This is a genomic window from Psychrilyobacter atlanticus DSM 19335 (assembly GCF_000426625.1).
Lineage (GTDB): Bacteria > Fusobacteriota > Fusobacteriia > Fusobacteriales > Fusobacteriaceae > Psychrilyobacter > Psychrilyobacter atlanticus.
The window spans coordinates 708,801-735,792 of the sequence record NZ_KE384547.1 but is presented as its reverse complement, the minus strand read 5'-3'; the positions used below and the strand labels follow the sequence as shown (position 1 = coordinate 735,792).

At 32.2% G+C, this 26,992-nt stretch carries 26 protein-coding genes; 9 read left to right on the top strand and 17 right to left on the bottom strand.

Annotated features, from left to right (window positions below; all coding sequences use genetic code 11):
• Positions 1-66 precede the first annotated feature (66 nt).
• The 13 genes from K337_RS0103970 to K337_RS0103905 all read right to left on the bottom strand — a co-directional run bounded on the left by K337_RS0103970 (position 67) and on the right by K337_RS0103905 (position 17,229).
• Positions 67-1,347, bottom strand: a complete 1,281-nt coding sequence (locus K337_RS0103970) for an adenylosuccinate synthase (protein WP_028855452.1) — start codon at positions 1,345-1,347, stop codon at positions 67-69.
• 140 nt (positions 1,348-1,487) lie between these two features.
• A complete protein-coding gene (gene trmB, locus K337_RS0103965; protein ID WP_037029159.1) occupies positions 1,488-2,204 on the bottom strand; it encodes a tRNA (guanosine(46)-N7)-methyltransferase TrmB in 717 nt (238 codons plus the stop codon).
• An 859-nt stretch (positions 2,205-3,063) separates the two neighbouring features.
• Positions 3,064-4,350: a 3-deoxy-D-manno-octulosonic acid transferase gene (locus tag K337_RS17625; RefSeq protein ID WP_245584866.1), complete on the bottom strand. Its 1,287-nt coding sequence runs from the start codon at positions 4,348-4,350 to the stop codon at positions 3,064-3,066.
• A 1,008-nt stretch (positions 4,351-5,358) separates the two neighbouring features.
• Complete coding sequence (locus tag K337_RS0103955; protein ID WP_028855450.1) at positions 5,359-6,246, bottom strand: DMT family transporter; 888 nt, start codon at positions 6,244-6,246, stop codon at positions 5,359-5,361.
• A gap of 30 nt (positions 6,247-6,276) precedes the next feature.
• The gene (locus tag K337_RS0103950; RefSeq protein ID WP_156877306.1) at positions 6,277-7,293 is read right to left on the bottom strand and encodes a divergent polysaccharide deacetylase family protein; all 1,017 of its coding nucleotides are present in this window, start codon (positions 7,291-7,293) and stop codon (positions 6,277-6,279) included.
• Positions 7,294-8,141: 848 nt separating this feature from the next.
• A complete protein-coding gene (cmk, locus tag K337_RS0103945) occupies positions 8,142-8,735 on the bottom strand; it encodes a (d)CMP kinase (RefSeq protein WP_245584890.1) in 594 nt (197 codons plus the stop codon).
• Positions 8,736-8,990: 255 nt separating this feature from the next.
• Positions 8,991-9,524 carry an ATP-dependent protease subunit HslV gene (gene hslV, locus K337_RS0103935; RefSeq protein WP_028855446.1) on the bottom strand — a complete coding sequence of 178 codons (534 nt, stop codon included), beginning with the start codon at positions 9,522-9,524 and terminating at the stop codon, positions 8,991-8,993.
• Positions 9,525-10,078: 554 nt separating this feature from the next.
• On the bottom strand, positions 10,079-10,945 hold the full coding sequence (locus K337_RS0103930) for a tyrosine-type recombinase/integrase (RefSeq protein WP_028855445.1): 867 nt from the start codon (positions 10,943-10,945) through the stop codon (positions 10,079-10,081).
• A gap of 358 nt (positions 10,946-11,303) precedes the next feature.
• Positions 11,304-12,626 carry a methylenetetrahydrofolate--tRNA-(uracil(54)-C(5))-methyltransferase (FADH(2)-oxidizing) TrmFO gene (gene trmFO, locus K337_RS0103925; protein WP_028855444.1) on the bottom strand — a complete coding sequence of 441 codons (1,323 nt, stop codon included), beginning with the start codon at positions 12,624-12,626 and terminating at the stop codon, positions 11,304-11,306.
• Positions 12,627-12,789: 163 nt separating this feature from the next.
• Complete coding sequence (locus K337_RS0103920) at positions 12,790-13,698, bottom strand: DUF1385 domain-containing protein (protein ID WP_084140778.1); 909 nt, start codon at positions 13,696-13,698, stop codon at positions 12,790-12,792.
• Between the two features lie 428 nt (positions 13,699-14,126).
• Complete coding sequence (locus K337_RS0103915) at positions 14,127-15,278, bottom strand: SpoIIE family protein phosphatase (RefSeq protein WP_028855442.1); 1,152 nt, start codon at positions 15,276-15,278, stop codon at positions 14,127-14,129.
• Positions 15,278-16,984, bottom strand: coding sequence for a [Fe-Fe] hydrogenase large subunit C-terminal domain-containing protein (locus tag K337_RS0103910; protein WP_028855441.1), 1,707 nt, complete (start codon positions 16,982-16,984; stop codon positions 15,278-15,280). Before K337_RS0103910 ends, K337_RS0103915 begins: the two co-directional genes overlap by 1 nt.
• On the bottom strand, positions 16,981-17,229 hold the full coding sequence (locus tag K337_RS0103905) for a (2Fe-2S) ferredoxin domain-containing protein (protein WP_028855440.1): 249 nt from the start codon (positions 17,227-17,229) through the stop codon (positions 16,981-16,983). Before K337_RS0103905 ends, K337_RS0103910 begins: the two co-directional genes overlap by 4 nt.
• A gap of 421 nt (positions 17,230-17,650) precedes the next feature.
• Between K337_RS0103905 and rplU the strand changes: the two genes are divergently transcribed.
• From rplU to obgE, 5 genes are all read left to right on the top strand, one after another.
• Entirely contained in the window at positions 17,651-17,962 is a 312-nt protein-coding gene (rplU, locus tag K337_RS0103900; protein WP_028855439.1) for a 50S ribosomal protein L21, read from the top strand.
• A complete protein-coding gene (locus tag K337_RS0103895) occupies positions 17,962-18,351 on the top strand; it encodes a ribosomal-processing cysteine protease Prp (RefSeq protein WP_028855438.1) in 390 nt (129 codons plus the stop codon). The genes rplU and K337_RS0103895 overlap by 1 nt, the downstream gene beginning before the upstream one ends.
• A complete protein-coding gene (rpmA, locus tag K337_RS0103890) occupies positions 18,351-18,644 on the top strand; it encodes a 50S ribosomal protein L27 (protein ID WP_028855437.1) in 294 nt (97 codons plus the stop codon). Before K337_RS0103895 ends, rpmA begins: the two co-directional genes overlap by 1 nt.
• A gap of 131 nt (positions 18,645-18,775) precedes the next feature.
• On the top strand, positions 18,776-19,141 hold the full coding sequence (locus K337_RS0103885) for an endonuclease domain-containing protein (protein WP_028855436.1): 366 nt from the start codon (positions 18,776-18,778) through the stop codon (positions 19,139-19,141).
• Between the two features lie 76 nt (positions 19,142-19,217).
• Positions 19,218-20,501 (top strand): GTPase ObgE, encoded by a 1,284-nt coding sequence (obgE, locus tag K337_RS0103880; RefSeq protein WP_028855435.1) that lies wholly within the window; start codon positions 19,218-19,220, stop codon positions 20,499-20,501.
• Positions 20,502-20,583: 82 nt separating this feature from the next.
• Here the strand turns inward: obgE and K337_RS0103875 are convergent, their stop codons facing one another.
• From K337_RS0103875 to K337_RS0103860, 4 genes are all read right to left on the bottom strand, one after another.
• A complete protein-coding gene (locus K337_RS0103875) occupies positions 20,584-20,811 on the bottom strand; it encodes a hypothetical protein (RefSeq protein WP_028855434.1) in 228 nt (75 codons plus the stop codon).
• A 138-nt stretch (positions 20,812-20,949) separates the two neighbouring features.
• Positions 20,950-22,062 (bottom strand): hypothetical protein, encoded by a 1,113-nt coding sequence (locus K337_RS0103870; RefSeq protein WP_028855433.1) that lies wholly within the window; start codon positions 22,060-22,062, stop codon positions 20,950-20,952.
• 349 nt (positions 22,063-22,411) lie between these two features.
• A complete protein-coding gene (locus K337_RS0103865) occupies positions 22,412-22,645 on the bottom strand; it encodes a hypothetical protein (RefSeq protein WP_028855432.1) in 234 nt (77 codons plus the stop codon).
• Between the two features lie 370 nt (positions 22,646-23,015).
• The gene (locus K337_RS0103860) at positions 23,016-23,975 is read right to left on the bottom strand and encodes a FomA family porin-like outer membrane protein (RefSeq protein ID WP_028855431.1); all 960 of its coding nucleotides are present in this window, start codon (positions 23,973-23,975) and stop codon (positions 23,016-23,018) included.
• A 531-nt stretch (positions 23,976-24,506) separates the two neighbouring features.
• Here K337_RS0103860 and miaA point away from each other — a divergent pair.
• From miaA to K337_RS0103840, 4 genes are all read left to right on the top strand, one after another.
• Positions 24,507-25,406, top strand: a complete 900-nt coding sequence (gene miaA / locus K337_RS0103855; protein WP_028855430.1) for a tRNA (adenosine(37)-N6)-dimethylallyltransferase MiaA — start codon at positions 24,507-24,509, stop codon at positions 25,404-25,406.
• Between the two features lie 283 nt (positions 25,407-25,689).
• A complete protein-coding gene (locus K337_RS0103850; RefSeq protein WP_028855429.1) occupies positions 25,690-26,208 on the top strand; it encodes a hypothetical protein in 519 nt (172 codons plus the stop codon).
• On the top strand, positions 26,195-26,611 hold the full coding sequence (locus K337_RS0103845) for an ATP-binding protein (RefSeq protein ID WP_028855428.1): 417 nt from the start codon (positions 26,195-26,197) through the stop codon (positions 26,609-26,611). Before K337_RS0103850 ends, K337_RS0103845 begins: the two co-directional genes overlap by 14 nt.
• Positions 26,611-26,955 (top strand): STAS domain-containing protein, encoded by a 345-nt coding sequence (locus K337_RS0103840; protein ID WP_028855427.1) that lies wholly within the window; start codon positions 26,611-26,613, stop codon positions 26,953-26,955. The genes K337_RS0103845 and K337_RS0103840 overlap by 1 nt, the downstream gene beginning before the upstream one ends.
• The last annotated feature ends 37 nt before the right edge of the window (positions 26,956-26,992 follow it).

Below are 26,992 nucleotides of genomic sequence, written 5' to 3'. Positions count from 1 at the left end.
ATCCTTCCAGGTATAATTTCCTAGATAATAAAAAAAGAAGGCAGCTTTTGCTACCTCCTAAATAAATTAGAATTCTTTTCTAAATATATTTTGAGTTCTGTCTGGACCTACTGAGATCATAGTGATTTCACATCCAATTATTTCTTCCATTCTAGCTACATATTTTTTACAGTTTTCAGGTAATTCATCATATTCTCTCATACCTGTGATATCTTCAGACCATCCTGGTAATGTTTCATATACAGGTGTCGCTTTTTCAGTCATCTCGATAGCTGATGGTATAGTAGTCCATACCTTTCCATCTATCTCATACCCTACACATATGTTTAATTCATCCATTCCACTTAATACGTCGATCTTTGTTACTACTACATCTGTAAGACCATTTATCATTACAGCGTATTTACCTACTACACCATCTAACCATCCACATCTTCTTGGTCTTCCAGTAGTCGCACCAAATTCGCTTCCAACTGTTCTTAATTTTTCCCCTGTTTCATCATTTAATTCAGTAACGAAAGGACCTTCTCCTACTCTAGTAGTATATGCTTTCATAACACCGATTACTCTATCGATCTTAGAAGGGGCTACACCTACACCTGTAGTAACTCCACCAGAAGTTGGTGAACTAGAAGTTACATATGGATAAGTTCCATAGTTGATGTCTAGCATCATAGCTTGAGCTCCCTCAAACATTACTACTTTGTCATTATCTAATGCTTCGTTGATCTCAGGAACAAAATCAGCAATTCTATGCTTTAATTTTTCAGCATATTCAGTAAAGTCTGCCATGATTGTATCATAATCCATAGCTTCTGTATTATAAATTTTTGTAAATAATTCATTTTTCTCATCTAAGTTTATCTTTAATTTTCTTCCTAATGCTTCCATGTCTAATAAGTCTACTGCTCTTATTCCACATCTAGCTATCTTATCAGCATAACAAGGACCTATTCCTCTTTTTGTTGTTCCTATCTTATTTTCTCCTCTAGCTTCTTCCTTTACTATATCCAGTTGAACATGGTAAGGCATGATAAGATGAGCTCTATCAGAGATAAATAAGTGATCTACCTTAGCTCCTTTTTCCTCTAAAGTTGATAATTCGTGTAATAATACCTTTGGATCTACTACTACTCCTGGCCCGATTACACATTTTCCGTTTCCGTGTAACATTCCTGAAGGTAATAAGTGAAGGATAAATTTCTCTCCATTTACTACTACTGTATGTCCTGCATTGTTTCCACCTTGGAATCTAACTACATAATCTGCCTTATGTGCTAATACATCGATAATTTTTCCTTTACCTTCGTCTCCCCATTGTGTTCCTACTACTACATAACTTGCCATGATCCACCTCTTCTTAGATTTATTTTTAAACTCTTTCCATGTTACCGTTTTCCCTTCTTAAAGGAAAACTATAGCTAAATATATAAGCTTTAGTTTCTTTTACACAAGAGAAACTATAAGAAGGAAGAGTAATTTCTTGATTATTTTTTACCTAATTTCTTTATCTCTATATAATTGATATTCTTTTGATGTTTATATGTAAATAGACTCTCGAATTCAGTCATAATATTTTCATCTGCTAATGGACTGTTATGCAGGTCAGCAGTATGATATACCACTTCATACCCTTCTACTTCCGGCATAAATTCTAATACATCTGCATAGTATTTATCATGGTCAGTCTTAAAGAATAACCTTCCATCTTTCGCTAAGATTTGATCCAATAATGCAAATAACTTTGGTTGAAGAATTCTATTTTTTTCTCTTCCTTCCCAAGGGTCTGGGAAGTTGATGTACAATCCTGCCATCTCTTCATGACCTATAAAGTTAGTGATCTCTTCTCCACGTCTTTTTATAAATAATAAGTTATCTAATCCTAATTTTTCAGATCTTCTAGCTGAAAGAACCAGTCTTTTAAATCTTATCTCCAAAGCCATATGGTTTCTCTCTGGATATCTTACACACATATCATTTGCAAACATTCCGCTTCCAGAACCAATCTCTAAATAAATAGGATGTTCATTTTTAAAAAATTCATTCCATTTACCTTTATAAGAATCCATAACTTCCTTATCATACATAATATGATTTGGATGCTCTGCCAGCTTCACCATATATGGATTATAATGTTTTCTTTCGTAGTTGAAAAAGTGTTTCCACATATCTCCTACATTGTTATCATTTTTTATATTTGACATCTTGCCTCCATTTTTTATCAACAATTCTTTGATTATCTCTATGTTATATATATGTTTTTTTACTTATTTTTTAGTATTTTTGTTTCTGTCATTTTCAGTACATTTCAGTATACTAAAATTTCCATATTCTGTCAATATCACTCTTTAAAACTAAGGTAAAAATAATTTTCCCCACAGATATCTCTAATGAATACTTTATCGTACGGGTAATTCATGAATTACCTCTACAACATTTTGAAACCTGTCACGAATTACACGAATTAAAAGAAATTATTTCAACGCAGAGATTCTCTGAGGTGAGATAAGAGTTCCACAGAGTTATTCTCCGTGTCCAAAGTTTTTATCTTTTTTCTTGGTTTTAAGTGAAGTTTATAGTCGTTGAGCTTCAGCAATACTGTTTCTACAACAACAATCGTGTATTACAATGCAAAGACAAGATGGTTATAGCTTCGGTTTCTCTGTTTTGAGATTCATATTTAAAATTTATTCTAAAGTTAGAATTAATTTTGATACTCATGAAATCTCCATAAAAAGGAGGAGTTAAACCCTTCTTGGATACTTATTTCTTGCTCGCATTTTTATTTTATTCTAATATTATTAGAATAAATAAAATACTCGCGACATCCAAAGTACCTCGCTCCTTCAGGAGTGAAATAGTCTTTTTATCATGAACTCGTATTAAAGATGGAACCTTTATCTCAAAATTCTCAGCTTATGGAATAAGCAATAGATATTTTGGTGATGCCCCTTGCGGGTAGAACCTGTTTACCCTCTCTCGCCTTCGGCACTCTCCCCCTCTATAGTGGGAAAGAAATAACACATATTAATAATATATAACTTTAAATCCCGAAATTTATAACTATTCATCATCCATTATCTTTTCAAAAGTCAAATCCACTACATGACTGTTCTCTTCAAAAAACTTATCTATCCTATTTTCTATACCAACTTTATTCTCTCTTTCATCATTATCTCTAAGGTTTTTATTTTCTAATTCATAGTTCTTAACAGCCTGATAAAGACCTTCTACATCCTCTACCTGGGTACCTATCTTTCTAGCCACTACTTCCTTTGCAATACTTCTCACATTTTGGATAAAAGATCCAAAAATAGGCGGCTTTCTGTAAAATAATGGTTCTAGCAGACTATGTCCTCCTACATCTACCATGGTTCCTCCCACATATGCTATATCTGCAATGGCATATAATTTACGCAGTTCACCTATCTTATCTACAATTATTATATCTGTATCTCTTTTAGAGAATTCTTGAATTCCCTCTACACCTTCACTGCCTTCTTTTTTATAAATATCCGTCCACCTTTGATAATTATATTTTTCCAGCAACCTCTGGCATATATCTTCCGTTCTCTCTATATGTCTAGGTACTAAGATCAAAAGATAGTCATCCAATTTATCAAAAACTTCTAATAAATATTCCTCCTCATTATCCCTTGTACTTCCCGCTACCAGTATTTTTTTACCTTTTTCATTTATTTTTTCCCTTAAATCATCCAATTCTTTTTTTTCATATTCCGGCAGTTCAATATTAAACTTTAGATTTCCATAGTTAAAAACTCTAGCCTTAGGAGCTCCCAGAGATATTATCCTCTCTTTGTCCTGTTCAGTCTGCATGATAAATGTATCTATCTGAAAAAATATCCCTCTCAGTAAAGATTTTATTTTTGTATATGAACCTATACTCCTATCTGATATCCTTCCATTTATCAAAACTACCTCTGATTTTTTAGAACATAAGAGGATTAAGTTCGGCCATATCTCCGTCTCTATGATCACTAATTTTTTTAAAACTACCCTTTTCAAAATTTTCTTTATACAAAAATAATCATCTAAAGGAAAAAATAAAAGATCTACCCTGGTTTCATTTACATATTTTTTTCTCGCTGTTTCCATTCCGGTATCTGTCATCATAGTCAAAATGATTTTTTCCTGTGTTTCATCTAAAAATTTATTTATTATAGGTTCCGCTAGATTAACTTCTCCTACAGATGCACAATGGATCCATATGGTATCTTTCTTCTCTTCTATATCTATTTTTTGAAATATTCTTTTTTTTACAAATTTTCTTAATTTATTGGAAAATATCATTCCTATCCCCAAAGGAAGATATAATATTGTTCGTATCAAATTATATAAAATTATCCTCATCCCCTATATACGCTACACAAAATAATAAGTAAGGGCAATCCCCGAATTACCCTTTCATAAATCCTTTTTTTTCTTAAATTATAAAACTAAGAAAATATTAAAATCTATTGAACGCGAATCTCTGCCGAGATACACTGAAAAACTTTAATCTACACAGATCTAAAATATCTTTTTCCTGGTTTTAACCAAAAACAATCATCTGCGACCATCATAGCTTATGTCCGTGTATGCAGTAGCATCCGCGTTCTATGTCTTTTCTTTATTTCTTTGTTTAAAACTGAAGTTTATAGTCGTTCCACTTCAGCAGTACTGTTTCTATAATATGTACTTATTCTAACTCTTCCTTCTTATGGTCTCTCTCATACCAGAGAAACCAAAGTACTAATGATTTGCATTTTTTAATTTTGAAGGCGATATCACTTTTACAATGCTTACCTACCAAGAGCGATATACAAATTAAGTTCCACAACGAAGTGAGGACTGTAGCTCAAAAGCTCGCAGCTATTCTATATTCTACTTAAAAGCCATTTTCAAAATTTCTGCTTTTCTTTCCTCTATTTCTTTTTCAGATAAAAAGTAAATAGAGTCCGTTAAGGGTGACACCCTTAGAACTTACACTAAGCTCACAAAGGAAAATCTAGAGAGCACACTAAGAAAAATGTCACACTCTTTTTTTGCCATCAATTTACACTAATTAAAAAAATCCTGCTCTATCATAGGAATCTGATTTTCCTTTTAAACTTAATTTCTTTTTCTAGATGTTATCCTAGATATTTAGATTTTCAAAACCGAAGTTTATAGTCGTTCCACTTCAGCAGTACTGTTTCTACAATAACGATTGTGACTTACTCATTAAGACCTTTATAAATCTTCTTGATCCTCTTTGGTTCCGTTTCTCAGATCAAGCTGAGAAATGAACCCAGTTAAGGGCGGAACCCTTAGAACTTGACTTTAATTTCTATTCTTAACTAACAGTACACACTTCAATTATAATTTTTTTATTTTTAACTGTTTTTTCTCTTTTCCCTTTACACTAACCAATACTATTCCTATAAATATCAGACTTCCTCCGCCAACTATAGCAGTACTGAATGGTTCTCCTAAAAATAAGATTCCACATATGGCAGCTACAAATATTCTACTAGAAGATATCAAACTACCCTCCAATGCTTTCACATATTTAAATCCATTGGTTACAGTATATTGTCCTAGGTATGAAAATACTCCCATTCCCAATAAAAGCATCCCTTCTCTAGAAGTCGGCACCTTAAATTGATGTCCAAATGGAATCAAGGTCATAATCATCCCTATACTCATCAGGTAAAATAAAATCGTACTAGAACTATCTGTTATCCGAGCTTTTCTTAGGGCTATTATCCCAATTGCTGCTACAAATCCCATAAATAATCCCAATCCATCTACCCAGCTGACAACTCCCAGAGCCAATCCGGATATCAGGAATATTCCTACAAAAGCTATGCCTACTCCTATAATGTTTTTTACTGTCCACCTTTCATCTTTTAATAAAAGAGGTCCAAATATCGTGACAAATATAGGGTATGTCAAATTATATATGTTTGCCTTGGTTGTAGTAGAATATTCTATCACCATGAAAAATAATAATATTGCTAAGGCTGTAAAAAAACCTCTACCCAATACCGCTTTTTTATTTACCATTTTAATTTTATATCCTGTTTTCATAAGACCGATATTTACCATTATAAATCCGATTAAAAATCTAAAAAATGTTACCTCTGTGCTGGGTATCCTACCATCCTTTGTTATCAACTTTACAAATAAAGTCATTATATAAAAAAACATTGTAGAAGCAAACACCATGGTATAACCCTTTACACTACTCTCTCTCTTTTTCATCTCTCCTCCAAATTCCTTTCGTTACCTTTTTTATTCTAATACTTCACTGATCGACACTAATTCTACACCTTCATCTTCTATATAATCCAACATTTCATATATAGCTTCTGCCGTTTCCTTTCTATAGTGACCAATCACTAATACTTTATCTCTTTCCACTGCTAATCTTACAGATACCTTTATAGCTTCCATAATGTCTTCCTTCTTATGGGAATTATCTATAAAATAAGATGTATAGTAAGTAGGAATATCCAATTCCTTAGCTATCTTATACCCCTCTCTCTTGCTGTTGGTATTAGAATCTATAAAAAACATCTCTTTCTTCTTTACATATGACAAAAGTGATCTCATTTTTTCCGGGTCATTTGTAAACCTAGATCCCATATGATTATTAAATCCCTTCACTGCTCCTAGATTCTCTATTGCACCATCAAATTTATCATAGATTTCTTTTTCAGTCATAGATGGTTTTATAAGTCCCACAGTCCTTCTATTCAAAATGTCATTGGACCCTTCCATAGGCATATGCAGGATAACTTCAAATCCTGCATCCTTTAATATTTTAGTTGCCTGGTTGGTCTTAGGCAGATATGGGATAGTCGCAAAACTCAAAGGCTTATCTATTTTTTTAAAATAAGTTGTAGTCTTTGTATTCATCCCTACATCATCTATTAATATGGCTAATTTAGGAGGAGTAAAATAATTTATCTCCAGGATCAATTTTTCATTTCCCTTAGAATCACTATAAATGATCTCCTTTTGATCCCCTTTTGAAACTTCCTTCATCTGTAAGGCACCGCTCTCTATGTCTAAGTTTACTCCTTTTTTCAGATCGAATGTATATTTTATTCCATCCTCTTCAATAGATTTTCCACTTATAATAGAATAATCATTCACTTCCTTTATTATTTTTTCTAAAGCCATATCTTCCTGTAACTTTATCTGTTTTTCATACTTATTCCCGCTATGCCATTTAAATAATACAGCTATTATCAGGATAGATATTATTCCTATTCCATATACAATCTTTTTATTTATCCCACTCACCCCTCCACAAATCAATTTCTTTCTCTTTTGACGCAGATTACACAAATCTAATTCTGATTAACACAGATTCTATAGATCTTTAAACCCCTTACACAAAGCTCACTAAGAAATAACAGATAATCTTTTAATAAAACCTTCTTTTTGTCACGAATTACACGAAGAATATACTCTCTTGCTGCAGCACTGAAGTCTTAGTTTTTCTTGGTTATAATCTTGTTTAATTTTGAAGTTATTCCTTTTTCTAGATGTTACTCTACTTCTCAGTATATATTTTACTCAGTCGTACAACAGGATAAGTTCCACAGTGAAATGAGGACTGTAGCTGAAAAAAGACGGATATTACCTTTGACTTACCGCTATAACATCAAATGGTTATAGCTTCTGCTTCCCACTTAAGGGAAGCCTAACGAGGAAGTGTTAATTTTTTTCCTCTGTTTCTTTTGCTGCATTTTTATTTTTTTCTAATGTTATTAGAGAAAAATAAAATATTCGCATATCTGAAATGAACCCGTATTAAAGAGGGACTCTTTAGAACTTTCTCTTTGATACCGATTATACAAATTTTTAAGATTAAATACCTTACACGAAGCTCACCAAGTAGTCGCTAGGGCTATCACCAAAGTATCTAAAGAGATCACTAAGAAATTCTTGTTTCCTCCGTGTAACTCTCTTTTCCCTCTGTGTATCTCCGTGTCCAAGATCTTTTATTATTTTTAATCTGCTTCTCTCTGCGTAATCTGCGACTAAATCTTTTAATTTTCAACTAGCTACTTTCAACTAATGTTTCTTCGTGTAATTCGTGACTAGTTTTTTTATCTCTTCTCTTGTTTTCATTTTTCCATTGTCAATTATTTTTTCTTTTCTACCAATTCCGATATAGCTCCTACCACTTCATCTATATTCATAAAGCTTGTATCTATCTCTACAGCATCTTCAGCTTTCTTTAATGGACTTTCCTTTCTATTAGAATCAAATTCATCCCGTCTAATGATCTCACTTAAAACGTCTTCAAAATTTTCATCTATTCCTTTGTTTTTAAAATCCAAAACTCTTCTCTTGGCTCTTTCCTCTGGTGATGCCACTAAAAATATTTTAAGATCTGCATTTGTAAATACCACAGTCCCTATGTCTCTTCCATCTAAGATAACATCCTTTCCTTCTGATATTTTTCTTTGAAGATCTACTAATTTTACCCTTACCTCTCTTATAGCAGCTACTTTAGATACTATTGCAGTGACCTCTGGAGTTCTTATTTCTAAACTCACATCATGTCCGTCCACATAAAACTTACCATCTTTCATATCGATATTTACTTTATCCAATAAGTTTACTACCTCTGCTATATCATCTAGATCTACTCCATCCCTTATAGATGTAAAAGCTATCATTCTATACATAGCCCCTGTATCTAAATAAGTTAATCTATATTTTTCTGCTACCATCTTTGATATTGTACTCTTTCCAGAACCCGCCGGACCATCTACTGCTACTATAAAACTCACTGTCTCACTCCTTTTAAAACTTTATATAAATTAACATAGTTCTCCCCCTTCCTTTGAGTTTTCCCCCTCATAGGGAGAAACCAAAGCAACATCCCCTTCGCCCGATTGACGAGTACGAAAAAATTATATTTAGTAAATATGATTTTTACGATGTCAAGGGAGAAGGTGCCCATAGGGCGGATAAGGGTAATTTTTTTAATATAATTTTTCCACACTTATATTTGTATTAGTATAGATACATATCTCCCCTGCTATTTGAAGACTTTCACAGACTATTTCATGAGGTTCTAGTTGTGTGTGCCTTTTCAATGCTTTGGCTGCTGAATAAGCATAGGTTCCTCCAGAACCAATAGCTGCAATATTATCATCTGTTTCCAATACATCTCCTGTTCCCGATAAAATCAGAAGATTTTTTTTATCTGCTACTATCAGCATTGCATCCAATTCACGTAAAGCCTTATCTGACCTCCACTCCTTGGCCAATTCTACTGAAGCTTTTTTTAAATTTCCACCGTATTCATCCAATTTATTTTCAAATTTATCGAATAATGCAAAAGCATCTGCTGCGGCTCCTGCAAATCCTGCTAATATTGAATCATTATAAAATTTTCTTATTTTTTTCGCTTTATTTTTAAATACGGTATCTCCAAAGGTTACCTGTCCGTCTCCGGCAATGGCTACTTTATCTCCGTCTTTTACCGCTAATATTGTAGTTGCTCTAAATTTCAATTAAACTCCTCCTTCCAAAATATTTTTTCATTTTACCTTTTCATCACTAAGAAAAGAGATAAAGAGTTCACTAAGAGAACCTTTTCTCTTTACCACCAATCTATAGAACGCGAATCTCTCACGAGATACACAGAAAATTCTTTAATTTACACGGATAATACTTTATTCTTGATTAACATCTTCCACTTTTGACACAAACTAAACTCTAATTTTTCTTTTGACTTTAAATTTCGAAGTTTATAGTCGTCCTACTTTTTTTAATTTTGAAGGTGACATTACTTTTACAATAAATATTCTACTAAGAGCGATATACAAATTAAGTTTTCTCAAGATTCTTAGATTATGTAATAATCTCTAGAAGTCTTGGGGATGCCCCTTGCGAGTACGCAACAAAGTGAGGACTGTAACTCGAAAGCTCGTAGCTATTCTATCTCTACTTAAAAGCCATTTTCAAAATTTCTGCTTTTCTTTCCTCTATTTCTTTTTCAGATAAAAAGAAACAGAGCCGTATTAAAGAGGGACTCTTTAGGAGTTTCTTTCACTGACTATATATATTAATTATTAATTCCCCTTCGAACTACTATCATATGCTCCTCATATATCCTTGTACTCTCCGGGCTGATATGTCCCATAAGTTCCTGTAAAAAATGAATATTCATCCCTTTTTCCAGGAGATACACTCCAAATGTATGCCTAAATGTATGGGGACTTATCTCTTTTTCTAACCCTGCTTTTTTGGCGTACCTGTCTATTATCCTACGGAGAGACCTGTCACTTAACCTTGTTCCACTTCCATTCACGAAGATAATATCAGGGTTATATTTATCACCATATTTCTCTTTTTTAGCAATTAAATAATCTTTTAAATACTTCTCTGCTGTTTGGCTAAAAAATACAGTCCGACTGCTGTTTCCCACTATCTTTATCTCTCGTTCTTCCAGATCCACTATATTTTCTCCCAATGACAGCAGTTCCCCTGCTCTTATCCCACTAGAATAAAGTAATTCTATAATAAGCCTGTCTCTGATTCCATTAGTTTTAGTAGTATCAATAACCGATCTCAATTTTTCCAATTCATCTTTTTTTAAAAGAGTCGGGAATTTATTTATAAAGGATGGATTATTCAAAAGTATTATCGGGTTTTTATCTATAACTTTATTTTCTTTTAAATATTTAAAAAAAGTTCTTAAAGTAGATAACTTTCTGCTTATTGATCTCTTAGTTATATTGATAGATCCTAAATAGAGTATAAAACCTCTTAAATTCAGCTCCTCTACTTCACCTATATTTTCAAGGAGTTCATGCCCTACAATAAATTCTATAAACTGTTCTAAATCTTTCTTATAGGATTTTATGGTATTTTCACTTTTTTGCTGCCCAAACTGTTCATAGTAGATAAATTCTTTTATCAATTTTTCCAAAATTACAACACCCCCTTTTGACCTTTTTCTAAACCTCTCCATAAAAACCTTTTTTTGTCACGAATTACACGAAGAATACCCTTTACTGCTACAGCACAGGAGTTTTTTATTTTTTTGACAAAGATTAGAACCTTATAATCTTTGTCGCAGATTACGCAGACTTACTCAGATTTTTCAAACCTTTTTTACCGCTAATGACGCTAATTTTCGCTAACCAAAAATCTTATTCTTTCTCTGTGTATTCTCTCTTTTTTCTTCTGTGTATCTCTGTGTCCAATTGTTTTTATTTTTTCTTGATTTTTTATCCCCTAACCTATCTTCGTGTACATTTGTGTAATTCGTGACTAGCTTTTTTATTTTAGTATTTTATTTCCTTTATCTTTTCCTTCATATACTCTACCGATCTTTCTCCTAGGGCTGTATTTCTATCCCTCTTATCCCTTACTCTTGGACCTTCCAATGCTCTTACAATTCCAAAATTTGGTCCCATAGGTTGAAATTCTTTCTTTCCTTCCTCTGTGATATAGTTAATTATCGACCCTGTAGAAGTCAGATCTTCCAATACAAATTCCTCTTCTCCTAACATATGGTGATATAAGTTTATAGCTGACATCATCCCTGTTGCCATAGCTGCTACATACCCCTCCCCTCCTGTTATTTGTCCAGCAAAGAAGATTTTTTCATTAGTTTTTAAATTCAAACCTTTATTTAATAATTTTGTAGAATCTATAAATGTGTTTCTATGCATCACACCATACCTTATGAAATCAGCATTTTCTAACCCTGGAATCATTTGGAATACTCTTTTTTGTTCTCCCCACTTCAAATTAGTTTGAAATCCTACTAAATTATATAATTTCCCATCTTTATCATCTTGTCTCAGCTGAACTACTGCATAGTCTTTTATTGTTTTGTGGGGATTTGTTAATCCCTTTGGTTTTAATGGCCCAAATAATAATGTTTTTTCTCCCCTGCTGGCCATTTTTTCCACTGGCATACATGCTTCAAAAACTTTTTCTTCTTCAAAAGTTTTAAGTGGTGATCTTTCAGCATTTATCAGTTCATGGTAGAAGTTCTCATATTCTTCTACAGTCATCCCACAGTTTATGTATTCTCCATCTCCCTTATCATATCTAGATTGGTAGTAAACTTTATCTTGATCTATAGATTCCAAAGTTACTATAGGAGCCACGGCATCATAGAAATATAAGTTAGTTCCCTTTGTTAATTTTAAAATCTCGTCTGTTATTCCTTCCGATGACAGAGGCCCACTGGCTATGATTACATATCTATCCTCTGGAATTTTTGTTAATTCCTCTCTGATTATTTCTATATTTTCCTCTGCTTCTAATCTTTCAGTTATCATCTCTGCAAATTCTTCACGACCTACTGCCAATGCCTGCCCTGCCGGCACACGAGTTTTGTCCGCTATCTCTACTAAAAGTGATCCCATCATACGAAGTTCTTCCTTCATTAATCCAGATGCATTAGATAATAAATTTGAACCAAATGAGTTACTACAAACTAATTCTCCAAATTTATCTCCAGTATGAACTTCTGTATTTTTTACTGGTCTCATTTCATATAATTTTACTTTTACCCCTCTTTTAGCCAATTGATATGCAGCTTCACTTCCTGCTAACCCTGCCCCTATTACTATTACTTCCTCTATCTTTTTCATATTATATTCCAACTCCTTATTCTCTTTCGCTTTTATTTTTCAATTTTTCATGATTTTTTACTCTTCATTATACTAAGTTTATCGGACTTTTAAAAGTTTTTTTCTATATAATTGCAAAAAAAGAAGAAATTGCCTTTACAGCAACCTCCTCCCATATAAATTGTTATTCAAAAACTTCTGTTGCGTTATCTACTTCCATCCCTAAAGCTATCCTCAAGGCTACCATACTTACTTCTAATTGCTCTAAATCTGGTTCTTTAGTTGTTATCTTTTGCAGACTAAGTCCTGGCACCGCAATCATCTTATACAATGGATTTTCTAGGTGCTTACTGCTGTATCTTTGGAATTCATAGGCTAATCCTGCTACCAATGGCATAAATACGATTCTTAAGACAGCTTTTAATCCAACCTTCATCCACATATTATCAGGCTGAGGGATGATAAAATCCAGACTTGAAAATACAATTATACTTATTAACATCACTATAAGTAAAAAACTCGTCCCACATCTAGGGTGTAGAGTTGTATATTTCACCGCACTTTCCTTGACTAAATCCTCACCATTTTCAAAGGCATAGATACATTTATGCTCAGCTCCGTGATATTCAAATACTCTCTTGATCTCCTTAGAAAAAGATATTGCCTTTATATATACAAGAAAAAATAATATTCTGAGTATCCCCTCAAAAATATTTGCATTCATCCTATTATCTTTAAACATAAAACTACTTAAAATCGAAGGTAGAACCATAAATAACCCCACTCCTAAAGCCAGAGCCGCTACTACAGTCATCATCAATTCCTTGTCTCCTAATTTTTCCTCCTCTTCTCCTGCCTCATTGGCAGAAAACGACAGTTCTTTGGTTCCCAAAATCAGAGTTTCAAACAGAATAGCTCCTCCCCTGATAAACGGAATCTTAGTCAAAAAATTCATAGATGGTTTTAATTTTGTTGTTTTATAAACTATTTCCCCTGTTGGTCTTCTCACAGCTGTAGCTAACGCTTTAGGTCCTTTCATCATAACCCCTTCTATTACAGCCTGTCCACCTACCGAAATCTTTTTTCTATCCATAATTATATTATTCCTCCTGATATTACTTAACACAAATTTAAATATTACTTTTAAATTTAATGCCTTTTTCTAGATGTTACCTAACTTCACAGTATCTTTTTTACGAGTTTCGTCGTACCCATCATGCCCATCAGGCACCCCTATAAGAAACGGGGACCCATGGTCTCACTCTATAACATTATTTAGAAAAAGTCTGCTTTTCTTTGGTTCATTTCTTTTTCAGATAAAAAGAAATGAACCCGTATTAAAGAGGGACTCTTTAGAAATTTTAATCTATGAGAATTCGGATCTCTCCGAGATGCATAGATAAAATCTTTTTTTTAGTTAAATCATACTTTTCTGAGTAATCCACGATTAAAGTTTTCATTTTAATTACTATCTATGATTAATAGATTCAATTTTATCATGAAAGGAGTTTTTTTTCAATTTTACACATACTCCAAGGTAACCGATTTTCCAAACTCTTTTAAGATTATTTCTAGTTCTGTAACCACTTTTAATTTAATATTAAAATCAATGGGGAAATCTGGATTTTGATGAGCAGGATTAACAGCTGTTCCTGCCACTATTTTTATGTGACTTGCATCAAATAGAAGTAACCTTCCCAGGATTCCTGCTCCATCGTTGCTGGTTACTTCTTTTCCTTCATAGATATATTCTTTTATATATTCTACAGTTTTATTCAGGGTCAGCAATCCTTCTGTTACTAAACCTACTCCTCTCATATAACCTACCGGTGGTAGATTATTTTCATAGCCATCCAAATCGATCTTAACCTCTTCTTTCCAAGCTTTGGATATTATATTAGCTGTAGTCCCCCCACTGAGAACTACAATTCCTTGACACTCCTCCACCCTCTTTACAAATTTTTCATCATCTTCTATGTTTTTAGGAGGTCCTGTAAATAAATTTAAATATTTCACAGGCTGAAATTTAATTGATAAAACTGTTGTGTCATCTCCCGGTTTATCGTTATATAGAGTTTTACAGACATCCAACAAACTATTAGTTATATCGGTTGCATATTTTTGCTTGGATATATCCCTCAAAAAATCATTTATATTTTCCCACTGCCAACCTAAATTAAGATACTCTCCTACCCCGGCATGAACCGCTCCGTCACTGACAACAGTCAATAAATCATCGGGACAAAATTTGAAATGACTTTCAAAAATTGTTTTACCCTTTATGATCCTTTCCTTTCTATCTATAGACACATCACAGCCATTTCTATAAAAAAATGTAGGAGGATTTTCATATTCAACCATATAGCAATCCCCGTTATTATTTAATTTTATAATTGTAAAAGTAGAGTATGCAAGTTTTCTCACCTTACACTCAGGGAGGGTATTTATTATCGTTTCCAAAGTTTCCTCTATACTAGAACCACCTTTTAACATGGTAATAGCTATCTTTGAAGTCAGAGTAGCTAAAATATTTGCCTTAACCCCGCTTCCAAGGCCGTCTGAAAGTACCAATAGACAACCATCCTCTGTTTTTGCAGTTTCCACCTTATCTCCACAGAGTTCCTCACCAAATTTATTTATACTTTTATATGAAGCATCTATATAATATTCCATTAAAGACTCTCCTCTTTGTTGAATACATCCTTTAATTTATTGAAGGCCACCTTGGATTCTGCTGTTGTTTCTCCCAATAAACTGGCTATTTCCTGAGCTATCCTCATTTGTTTTTCCACCACTGTCTGGGTTATCTCAAAAGTTTTTTCTTTCAACCCTCTTATCTCTTCCTTCCTCAGCTCATCACTGGTTATGTCAGTAAGCACTATTAATATCCCTTCTTTAGAATTCATAGATATAATACTCATCCTCATATAAAGTTCACCGTTCAGAAATGATTGTTTTTTCCAAATAATATTTTCCCCTTCTGAAGATACCTTATCTAATTTTTCCCTAGATATAAATTCCTCTATAGATCTCTTTTTAACTTCTTTTGGAGATATTCCAAAATACCTGCTAAAAGCCATATTACTTTCTATTATCTCATATTCATTGTTTAATATAAGGATAGCATTGGGTGAATTTTCAAATATTTCATTGGTAACTTTATCAGCACATTTTTTCATATAGTGAATACACATCTCCTTATGAGACATCCCTCTATATATAGATATAGCTTTTTGACGACAGGTATCATATCCACATCCACCGCAGTTCAATTCATCTTCTTTGCTATATTTTTCCAAAGTTCCTAAAATTTCTATTATTTCCTCTTCAGTAGGCATCTTTTCCTCAAATTTTTTATTATGGAAAGTAGCACTAAAATCTATCTCACAGATATGTTTATTCTTTTCTGCTTTTTTATCATTTTCATTTAAATATTTTTTCAGGGTCTGTACTCTGGAAAAAGTGGTTGAACAAGCATTTGACCCTCCAGGACCTCCAAGACAACTTTGTTTACAGACGCTTACTTCTACACAAGTCCCCGTGATAGTTCCTCTGGATAATTCATCAAAAAGTTCGATACACTCGTCTAATCCATCTACCCTTAATTGGGTCATTCCCTTTTCTTCAATACTCTCTCTAATACCTTCTAAGATACCCCCTACTACAGGATAACTACTACCGAAATTACTTCCAAACTTGTCTACTTCAATAGATTCTTGATTCTGATAATCTATCCCTTCATCCTTTAACCACTGGGAGACCTCATCAAAGGTTAATACTGCATCTATCGCCCCTATATGTTTTTCAGATAATGATTCACATTTCTTAGCTATACATGGTCCCAAAAAAACTGTTTTTTCCTTTGGATTCTCTTTTTTTAGCAGATACCCGTGGGAGATCATAGGAGATGTAAAAGGCATTAGATATGGTATCAATGCAGGATAGTATTTTTCTATTAGAAGAACCACCGACGGACAGCAAGTAGTTATGTAGATCCCCTGGTCACTGGTTGATATATATTTTTCATACAATTTTGAGGTGATGTCAGCCCCTACTGCTGTTTCCTCTATAAGATTAAATCCTAATTTTTTCAATCCCCATATAAATTCATTAGATTTTTCATAAAACCCCCTAAAAGATGGAGCTATGGAGATATTTACTTTTTCTTCACTCCTAAGTATTTTTTTCACATAATCGAGATCTGAATGGATATTCCTGGCATTTTGAGGACAACTGGAAAAACAATGTCCGCAGACAATACAATGATCTGAAACTATATGAGCCTGGTCATCCTCTATCTTTATGGCTTTTACCCGGCATGTTCGAACACATTTATAACAATTACTACAATTTGCTTCTGAAAAATTCATTATTTTCATAATACTCTCTCCTCTATGATATCTTTAAATTTTTTCTCTGCATTTTCTTTGGAAAATGAATAGATTTTTTCTTCGCCGTCTACAATAACAGAAACTCCTTCTGTACAATTATTCAAGCAAAAACAAGCTTTTAACTCTACTTCTTTTCCCAATCCCTCTTCCTCTATAATTTTTGTAATTATTTTTATAACATCATAAGAACCCTTTATGTGACAGGCACTCCCTACACAAACCTTTAAAATCATCTTCTCCCCCCTAATGGATTTTTAATCACTTATAAATACTAAAAAAATTCATTAAAAACCGTATATCTTAACAATAATAATTTTTGATATTTTCTCAATATTAATTACCGATTTCTTTAATTATCTTTTAATATAATATACCATATTATAATAGTTATTTCACAATTTTAAAGGGAGATATCCATCCATCAATTCCACTATATTCCTAGCTGACTTTATCAGCATTTAAAACTTTTGTTTCAACAACTTTAATAGATCCCCCTAAACTGATTCCTAAGTCACTAGAGGAGCTTTTTAACTTTGCTTCTATGTCAAAAAAGCGATTGACATATTATGATAGATATGATATTATGGTCTAGTTACGCGTAGGTGGGGTTATCAGCAACCTGTGCCTGGCGATTAAATTTATGGAGGTGTTACAATGTACGCAATAATCAAAACCGGTGGAAAACAGTACAAAGTTGCAGAAGGTGAAATATTAAGAGTAGAGAAATTAAATGCTGAAGTTAACGAAACTGTTGAAATGACAGAAGTTTTATTAGTATCTAACAACGGAGAAATGAAAGTAGGAACTCCTGTTGTAGAAAACGCAAAAGTGTTAGTAGAAGTATTATCACAAGGTAGAGCTAAAAAAGTTATTAACTTCAAATACAAACCTAAAAAGTCAACTCATAGAAGAAAAGGTCACAGACAATTATTCACTGAAATCAAAATTACTTCTATCCAAGGATAATGACAGAGATAACTCTCATTAGACAGGATGAAGAAATTGTAGAATTTTATGGATGGAATCATGCTGAATACGGCGAACACGGTAGTGATATCTTGTGTGCTGCAATCAGTGCGATTTTACAACAAGGAGCAGCTGGTATCTTAGAATATCTAAATATCCCTGCTACTTATTCAACTAATAATGAAACAGGATTTTTAAGGCTAGATCTTATCAATCCAGATGAAGAAAAGTTGGAAAAATTGGATATGACTATTCATAGTTATAATCAAATTGTTTTTAAAAACAAAAGGGAAATTAATGCAATCTTAGGAAGTATGGTAGTAATGCTAGACCAACTAAAAGAGCAATATCCCAAATATATGAAGATTTTCGAAGAGGAGGCTAATTAATGTTTAGAATTGAAATACAATTATTTGCTAAGAAAAAAGGACAAGGTTCTGTAAAGAACGGAAGAGACTCTAATCCTAATTACTTAGGTGTTAAAAAATATGATGGTGAGAAAGTAGTAGCTGGAAACATCGTTGTTAGACAAAGAGGAAACAAATTCCATGCTGGAACTAACATGGGGCAAGGTAAAGATCATACTTTATTTGCTTTAGTTGATGGATATGTTAAATTTGAAAGATTAGGTAAAACTAAGAAACAAGTTTCTATCTACTCTGAAAGAAAAAGTTTAGTATAAGCTTTTCAGATAAATCCCAGCATTTGCTGGGATTTATTTATTATATAGGAAAATTTATAAACTCTTCCCCTTTTAGCGGTTACTCTTTAAAAAAGAGCAACCTATAGTATAGATATATTAGAGGTGCTTTTATGAAGATTTTAAATAAAAAAACAACTAAAATAAGAAGAAAATTATTAAGAAAAACTTCTACCAAAACCGAAAAAATCCTATGGCAATTTTTAAGAGCTAAACGATTTAAAGGATTTAAATTTTTTAGACAATATGGAATAGGCGAATATATCGTTGATTTTTATTGTCCAAGATTAAGGTTAGTTATCGAGTTAGATGGTCAAATTCACTTTAATAAACCTCATAAAGAATATGACAAAATTAGAGATGAATTTATGCAAAGTCTTAATATTTTAGTTATTAGATTTAAAAATGAAGAAGTTATAGGCAATATTGACATAGTTTTTAAAAAATTAGAAATTATAATTTCTAATAAAAAACAGTAGGTATTAACTATAGTTTACTCTTTTGTAAAGAGCAAACGACAACAAGGAATGAGTTAGAAATAGGAGGAAAATATTTATGTTTATAGATGAGGCGATAATCACCGTCAAAGCCGGTAAAGGTGGAGATGGTGCAGCAACATTCAGAAGAGAAAAATATGTACAATTTGGTGGTCCTGATGGTGGAGACGGTGGAAACGGTGGAAGTATCGTATTCGTAGCCGATAACAACATCAACACCTTAGTAGATTTCAGATATAAGAGAGCATTTGTTGCAGAGAGTGGTACCAATGGTGCTAAAAAAAGAATGCATGGTAAAACAGGAGCTGACTTAATCATCAGAGTACCTGTAGGTACCATGGTAAGAGACTTTGAAAGTGGAGCTTTATTACTTGACCTAAATGAAAACGGTGAAGAAAGAGTTTTATTTTGTGGTGGAAAAGGTGGAGGAGGAAACATCCACTTTAAAAATGCAGTAAGAAGAGCTCCTAAAATGGCTGGAAAAGGTCGTAAAGGTAAGGAACTTAGAGTAAGATTAGAATTAAAATTATTAGCTGACGTAGCCTTAGTTGGATACCCAAGTGTAGGTAAATCAAGCTTCATCAATAAAGTTTCCGCTGCTAAATCAAAAGTTGCAAACTATCACTTTACTACTCTAGCTCCTAAATTAGGTGTTGTAAGAGTAGGAGACAATAGATCATTCTTAATGGCTGACATTCCTGGACTTATCGAAGGAGCCCATGAAGGTGTAGGACTAGGAGACAAGTTCCTAAAGCATATCGAAAGATGTAAGATGATCTACCATGTAGTAGATGTATCTGGTATGGAAGGTAGAACTCCTGAAGAAGATTTTGGAAAGATCAATAACGAATTAGAAAAATTCAGTAAAAGACTTGCAGGTAAAAAGCAAATAGTTTTAGCTAACAAGATGGACCTTTTATATGATATGGAAAGCTATGAAAACTTCAAAATACATATGGCTGCGAAAGGGATCGAAGTATTCCCTATATCTGTAATTCTTAATGACGGACTAAAAGAAGTTGTAAACAAAACTTGGTCGTTATTAGAAGAAATTCCTAGAGAAGATTTAGAAGAAGAAACAGACGTATTAGATATCCTAAAAGCTATCGAAGACGAGAAACCTGACTGGCATGTAGAAATAGATGAAGAAGGTACCTTCGTCGTTACTGGTAAGATTGTTGAAAATGTACTTAATACCTATGTCTTTAATGACGATGAAGCTATAGTAAGTTTCGTACATGTTCTTAAAAACTTAGGATTAGAAAATCAATTAATCAAAGCTGGAATCGAAGAATGGGATACAGTAAGAATTGAAAATGTAGAATTTGACTATATTGTTTAATTATAAATTAAATATTAAAAAGATCTGAGAGTTTTTCTCAGATCTTTTTTTACTCTTTAATGAAGTTTTCAACCCTGAACAACTATCTTTCTCTATCTCTTCTGTCATCTCTCCGTTTTTCCTGTTCTCTTTGATATCTTAAAAAGTCAATATTTTCAACCTTGGTAGAGCCATCTTCATAGGTGGTAACCATAATTTTATTATTCTCTTTATATTCTACAGAAACAACTTTTTTAGCAGGCTGAAAGTTACTGCATCCGATAAAAATTACCGACATCAATAATATTATTAAATATTTAAATACTTTCATGATATAACCTCCTTTGTAGCTACAATTATTAAAAAAATTAATGTAGATTAGGAGATTTACAGGGTCAAAAACTTCACTAAAAAGGGATTGATTACTCAATCCCTTTTACTATATTATATAAATATATCTAATATTTTATTAGAATGATGTACTGAACTTAACTCCTGCAGATACTTCTTCTTTATAAACTGACCCTTCATATCCACCTGTTGATGAATAAGTAACATATTTTGCATATGGAGTCACATTAACAGATCCTAATTTAGCTCTATATTGAACTTCTGGTGCAGCATATAAAGCTACATCATTTGCTTCACTTTGTAATAATGAATAAGCTTCTAATCCAAATTCAGTAATGAAGTATGTATTAGCTGCAATTTCTCTTTCATAAGCTACATATTGCTCAATTGATAATGCAAATTTATTGTCTTCATCAATATTCCCATTGAATATAGAGTTAGCATAAGAACCATTCTTCTTAGTTCCTGCGAAATCTAAATAGACATCTCCATACATTGACCATAAACCTTCAGTTCCCAAAGCTCTGTAGTTAGATATGTCTAACTCAAACGCTACAGTTTCACTTACATCATCATAGGCTACGATAGGACTGATATCCATAGCAAATCCATAATATGTAGTTGAAATCTTTGGATTGAAATCCCATCTTCTCTTTGTTTCACGATCTGTAGTATCTATAGCTTTACCAGTCGAATCATTTATTGTTGATGCTTTAGAAGTAAAGTTTTCCTTAGTGTCATAACCAAATGCCACACTTGGTACGAATGTCCACTCTTTACCCATCATATCAAATGTTCCACCTTGATAATCAAATCCAAAAGCAGTATCCCAACCTTCGCTTGTTTTATCCCAGTTCTTATTAAAGTTATAATCTCTATCTACATCATAGGTAAATCCTAATTTCCCCATGTTTAATTTACCTTTTGCCACTGTCCACTCTATCTTGTTAGGTGATTTTGCATAGTTACCATCAGAACTTTTTGCAGATCTTCCAGCTCCCATCCAAGATCTTACTTTTACTTCACCAGCATATGAACCACTGAATCCAGCTTCTCCAGTTTGTCTAGTAGCTAGTAACCCTTGAATTGCACTTGAATCCGTAATCGAGATAACTTCTGCAGCTTTTCCTGCTGATAAAGTTGGAGTTTCTCCTTCTACTGGTGTATGTGCTGCAAATGTTGTAGCTCCTAAAGCTAGGATTCCTGCTAGTAATAATAATTTTTTATTCATGTTCTTTTCCTCCTAAAATAATTTCAAATTTGTTTTCTTAACGTTCCTTTTAAATTTTTTCTGGTTGAAAATGTTTCTGTTTATCCTGGTATCAGTGTAGTTTAGTAATTATTAATAGTCAATAGCTACTATTTTTACGAACATTAAAAGAGAATTAATGTTCTGATATGTATTCAGCATAAATAATAAAAAACAGTAAATAAAAAACCTTCAACATTAAAAATTAATAATCTTTAATGTTGAAGGTTTTTATCTATTTGTTATAACTCTTATATTTTTTTAAGTATCAAACACCATTATAGATATATAATCTAAAGAGTGAAGTCTTTGACCCTCTACCTATCTAGTTTTAAAGCCCTCTTTCTCGTCTGTCACTTTTTTTATTTTCTCTCTCTTGTCTTTCTTTTATTTTTATAAAATCTAAATCTTCTACCCTGATAGATCCATCTTCATAGGTAGTAACCCTTATATTTTCTGTTGTTTTATCTTCTACTGAAACAATCTTTTTATAAGGCTCTAAATTGCCACAACTTATAAAAATTAATGATATTAATAATATCATTAAAAATTTTATTTTTTTCATAATATCCCCTCCATAGTTGGCTACGATTATCAGAAAAAATTTATTAATATTTTTCTAATGTAGATTAGGAGATCTATTAAACCTGTCAAAAACTTCACTCTTATTTAAAATAATAACATATATTCCCTATAAAAATAATATCTGCTGTTTTAAAAAAGTTAATTTATATAAAATAATTTTAATCTTTAAATTCGAAAACTGTATTGATAGCTTTTAAATTCTATTTTAAATAATAATAAAGTTTTAAACTTTATTGGAGGGATTAACTATTCAATCCCTCCAATTATAATTTATATTTTAAAATTTCATTTTCATGAACTTTATTATAATTTATATTTTTCTTGAAAAATATTCACTATAGTCTATGAAATTACATTGAGTAAGAAAGTCCTAAAGATACATAACCTTGTGCTCCAACGTTAGATGTATGAGTTTTAAAGTCATCCGATGTTAATAAACCAACTGTACCATACGTACTAAAGTTATTTGACACATTATGCTTTAATTTTATGAACGTCTCTGTATCTGCTAGAGTTGAATCAGTGTGTGTCATATTTTCCTGATGATTGTACTTAACAGGTGTTACACTGACTTCTGTATGAAAAGCTAGTGTAGTAGCTTCATCAACTGATGTATATAAGTTATAGTCATAGTATAAAGCTAGGAATAACGCTGATTCTGTAGCATCTCCATTACTAGTAGTTACAGTTCCGAAAAGTTCCACCTCTGTAGAGAAACCATACCCTAAAGTCCATCCCATATCTATATCATATGCGAATCTTTGAACATCATCAGAGTTATGAGCAATTACTACATCTCCCTCTTTAATGTCTCTTCCTTCAGTATATCTTGTGTATAAATATTCTATGTTTGCATCTGCATAATCTGCACCTATATAACTTGAGAAGTCAATATTTGGTCTATATGAATAAGTTCCTGCATTAGATCCTGCCTTATACATTCTTACCCTTTGGCTGAATCCTAATTCTGTATCCCCAATTTTACCATTGTTATAAGTCATGTCAAATCTGAAGTTATCGTCTGATTTTTGGTTTTTCCCTGGGTAATCCATATATGTTCTTGTTCTTAAAGCCACAGATACTTTATCGGTTAAGTTTAACCCAATTGCATTCTGTAATCTCATTTGTCTGTCATCTTTACCTTCAGTATCAGTATATCCTTTAATTTCTTGATTCCAGTAACCTGTGATATTTTCATTTGGCGACATTACGTCTTTAAATGTATCTAAAAAGTCTCTTGTTCCCTCTGCTGCGAATGTTGTAGCTCCTAATGCTAAGATTCCTGCTAGTAATAATATTTTCTTGTTCATGAATTTCCTCCCTAAAATAAATCAAAATTTGTTTTAAAACTTCTTCCCTAGTTTTCGGATCGACCGGTGCTCCCAGTAAATTCTTACTATCAGTTTAGGTCAGTAATCTCCAATAGTCAATAGCCTTTCAATTCCAATAGATTAAAAGAGAATTAATGTTCTAATATATCTTTAACAGAAACAATAATAATAAAGACTTTTAAAAAATTAAAATTAAGAATTAATAATTTTTAATATCATAATTCTGAATAAAAACGTTCTAAAACCCATTTGTTTTTTTATTTTCCGAACAAAAAGTAAGATTAAAAAGTATTAATCTAAGAGAAAATATAATTTAATCTTAAAGTAGCAACACAAAAATTATAAGAATACACATCATTTTGAAAAAAACATACATTATAATGAAATCTAAAGAAACATTATATAAAGATAATTAATCCCTTATATGGTTTTAATTTTTTCAAAACCTCCCCAGTGTAAATCTACACCAGTTATATGGTATAATCTAAGAAAAAATGGAGGTATTATAATATGAAAGGTATTGTTATCTTGGGTCCTACTGCTGTAGGAAAAACAAGTTTATCTATAAAATTAGCAAAAAAATTAAATACAGAGATAATCTCAGCTGATTCAGCTCAGGTGTACACTGGAATGGATATAGGTACAGCAAAGGTCGATTCAGAAGAAGCACAGGGAATTTTTCATCATATGATTGACATAGTAGAACCTATAAATAAATATAATGTAGGAGAGTTTCAAAGAAGAGCAAATATGATCTTGGGAAAATTTGAAAATGAGAAAAAAACACCTATATTGGTCGGTGGTACTGGTTTGTATATAAACTCGGTAACCAATGGTTTGGCAGAACTGCCCCAGTCAGATCCTGCACTTAGGGAGCAATTAGACAGTAAAAGTGCTGAGGAACTGTATGAAGAGTTGGAACGTATCGATCCTTGCGCAGCCAAAGATATCCATCCCAATAATAAACGCAGAGTAGGACGAGCTGTAGAAATATTCCATCTCACAGGAGAAAAATTTTCTGTGATCAGTAAAAGAAATATCAAAAGAAATAACTTTGATTTTATCAAGATAGGTTTAGAAAGAGACAGAAATAATCTATATGAAAGAATAAACTTGAGAGTTGATCTCATGGTTGAAGGAGGACTCATCGAGGAGGTTAAGAAACTCTATACTATATATGGGGAAAATTTGAGAAAGATCAATGTCATAGGGTATAGCGAAATTATAGATTATTTTAAAGGTGAAATAACTTTTGAAGAAGCCGTCTTTCAAATCAAACAAAATTCCCGTAGATATGCAAAAAGGCAGTTTACATGGTTTAAAAATGACCCAGATGTCATCTGGTTCGATGTAGAAGAGATGAGTGAAGAAGAAATTTTGGAAGAGGTACTAAAATTAATAAAAAAATAATCTGTAACCACTCCTTAATTCAAACTAATTTCTTTTCTCTAACTACCATACATTTTAATTTTATTAGAAAGAATTATTAATTATAACTACATTTAATTTCAATGTGAGAGACTCCTATTTTAGGGGTGAAAAAGATAGAGTTGATACTAGTTTGCTATAAATCAGAACTTTTAAATTAATATTGAAAAAAAACATATGAAAAAAGGTTATAAACCACACTAGTTGGTTGATATTTTATTTTTAGTGTGCTATCATTGTAATGATGATATTATAGGAGGAGAAGATGCTAAAAAAATTAAGTTTAACTCTGATTTTATTACTTCTACTAGGGTGCACAAATATGCCTTTTAAAAATAGTTCATTATCTCCAAAAGAGCAGTTATTAGAGCAAAAAATTAATAACTGGGAGTTAGATGAAGCTAAGGGCTTATTTTCTCAAATGAGTACAACTCTAGATCCTAAAAAATTAGATAAATATGAAAATTTAATATCGGAAAGAGAGCAAGGGGTTAAGGACCTCAAAAAACTAATAAACGTATTAAAGACAGCTTTTTCCAAAAATCAAATCTTTATTATTGAACGATACACTGACAGGGGAATAAAAAATAAAATAAAATTAAACGAACTAAAAAAGATGGATTTGAGTAACGGAAACATCTATACTACAGATCCAAAGTTTAATGAAAATTATGCTGAAATTTTAGCTCTTATTAATTTTTACGATGAAAGCCTCTATCTAGATATTGTATTTAATTTTAAAGATGGACAATGGAAAATAACAGACTTTAATGAAAGAGGGTGAAATATTGCAAGGCGAAGGAATCAAAATAATTGTTCCATCTTCTTTAAAAAATCTTTCTCTAATTAGAGCCCTTGTAAAAACATATTTAATTGCAGAATCTGTATCTAAAAAAGATATTCTTAGACTTCTGACTGTTATAGATGAACTAGCGACCAATGCAATCGAACATGGATACAACTATCATAATGGGGAGATCTCTCTCTTTATGATAAAGGAAGGTAACTTCGTAAAAATTACTGTAGAAGATTTTGGAGCTGGATTCAACAGATTAAAAGAAAGTAAGTCTGAAGGGGGCATGGGATTAAATATAGTTAGGGGTCTTGTAGACAATTTAGAGATTAAACCTAAGAAAGTTGGAACGAAGTTTGAAATATTAAAAGAAGTTGAGGAGGAAACAAAATAATGAACTCTAATTTTGAATTAATCGAAAAGGACATTAATGGAATAAAGGTAATTAAAATCACAGGTGAACTTGATGCTATGGTAGCTCCTAAGTTAAAAGAGAGACTAGCTAAGTTAGTTGAAAACGAAACTTATAACTTTATAATTAACTGTGAAGAGTTAAGCCACATCAATAGTTTGGCTATGGGGATTTTAAGAGGGAAATTAAGAGAAGTTAAAGGACATGATGGTGATATAAAACTATCAAACTTAAATGATCATATCAAAACAATTTTTGAAATGGTTGGGTTAGATGAGATATTTGAAATTTGTGCTACTGAAGAAGAGGCTTTAGCTAAATTTTAATTAATATCCCAAAATATTATATTTTTTTAAGAGGGGA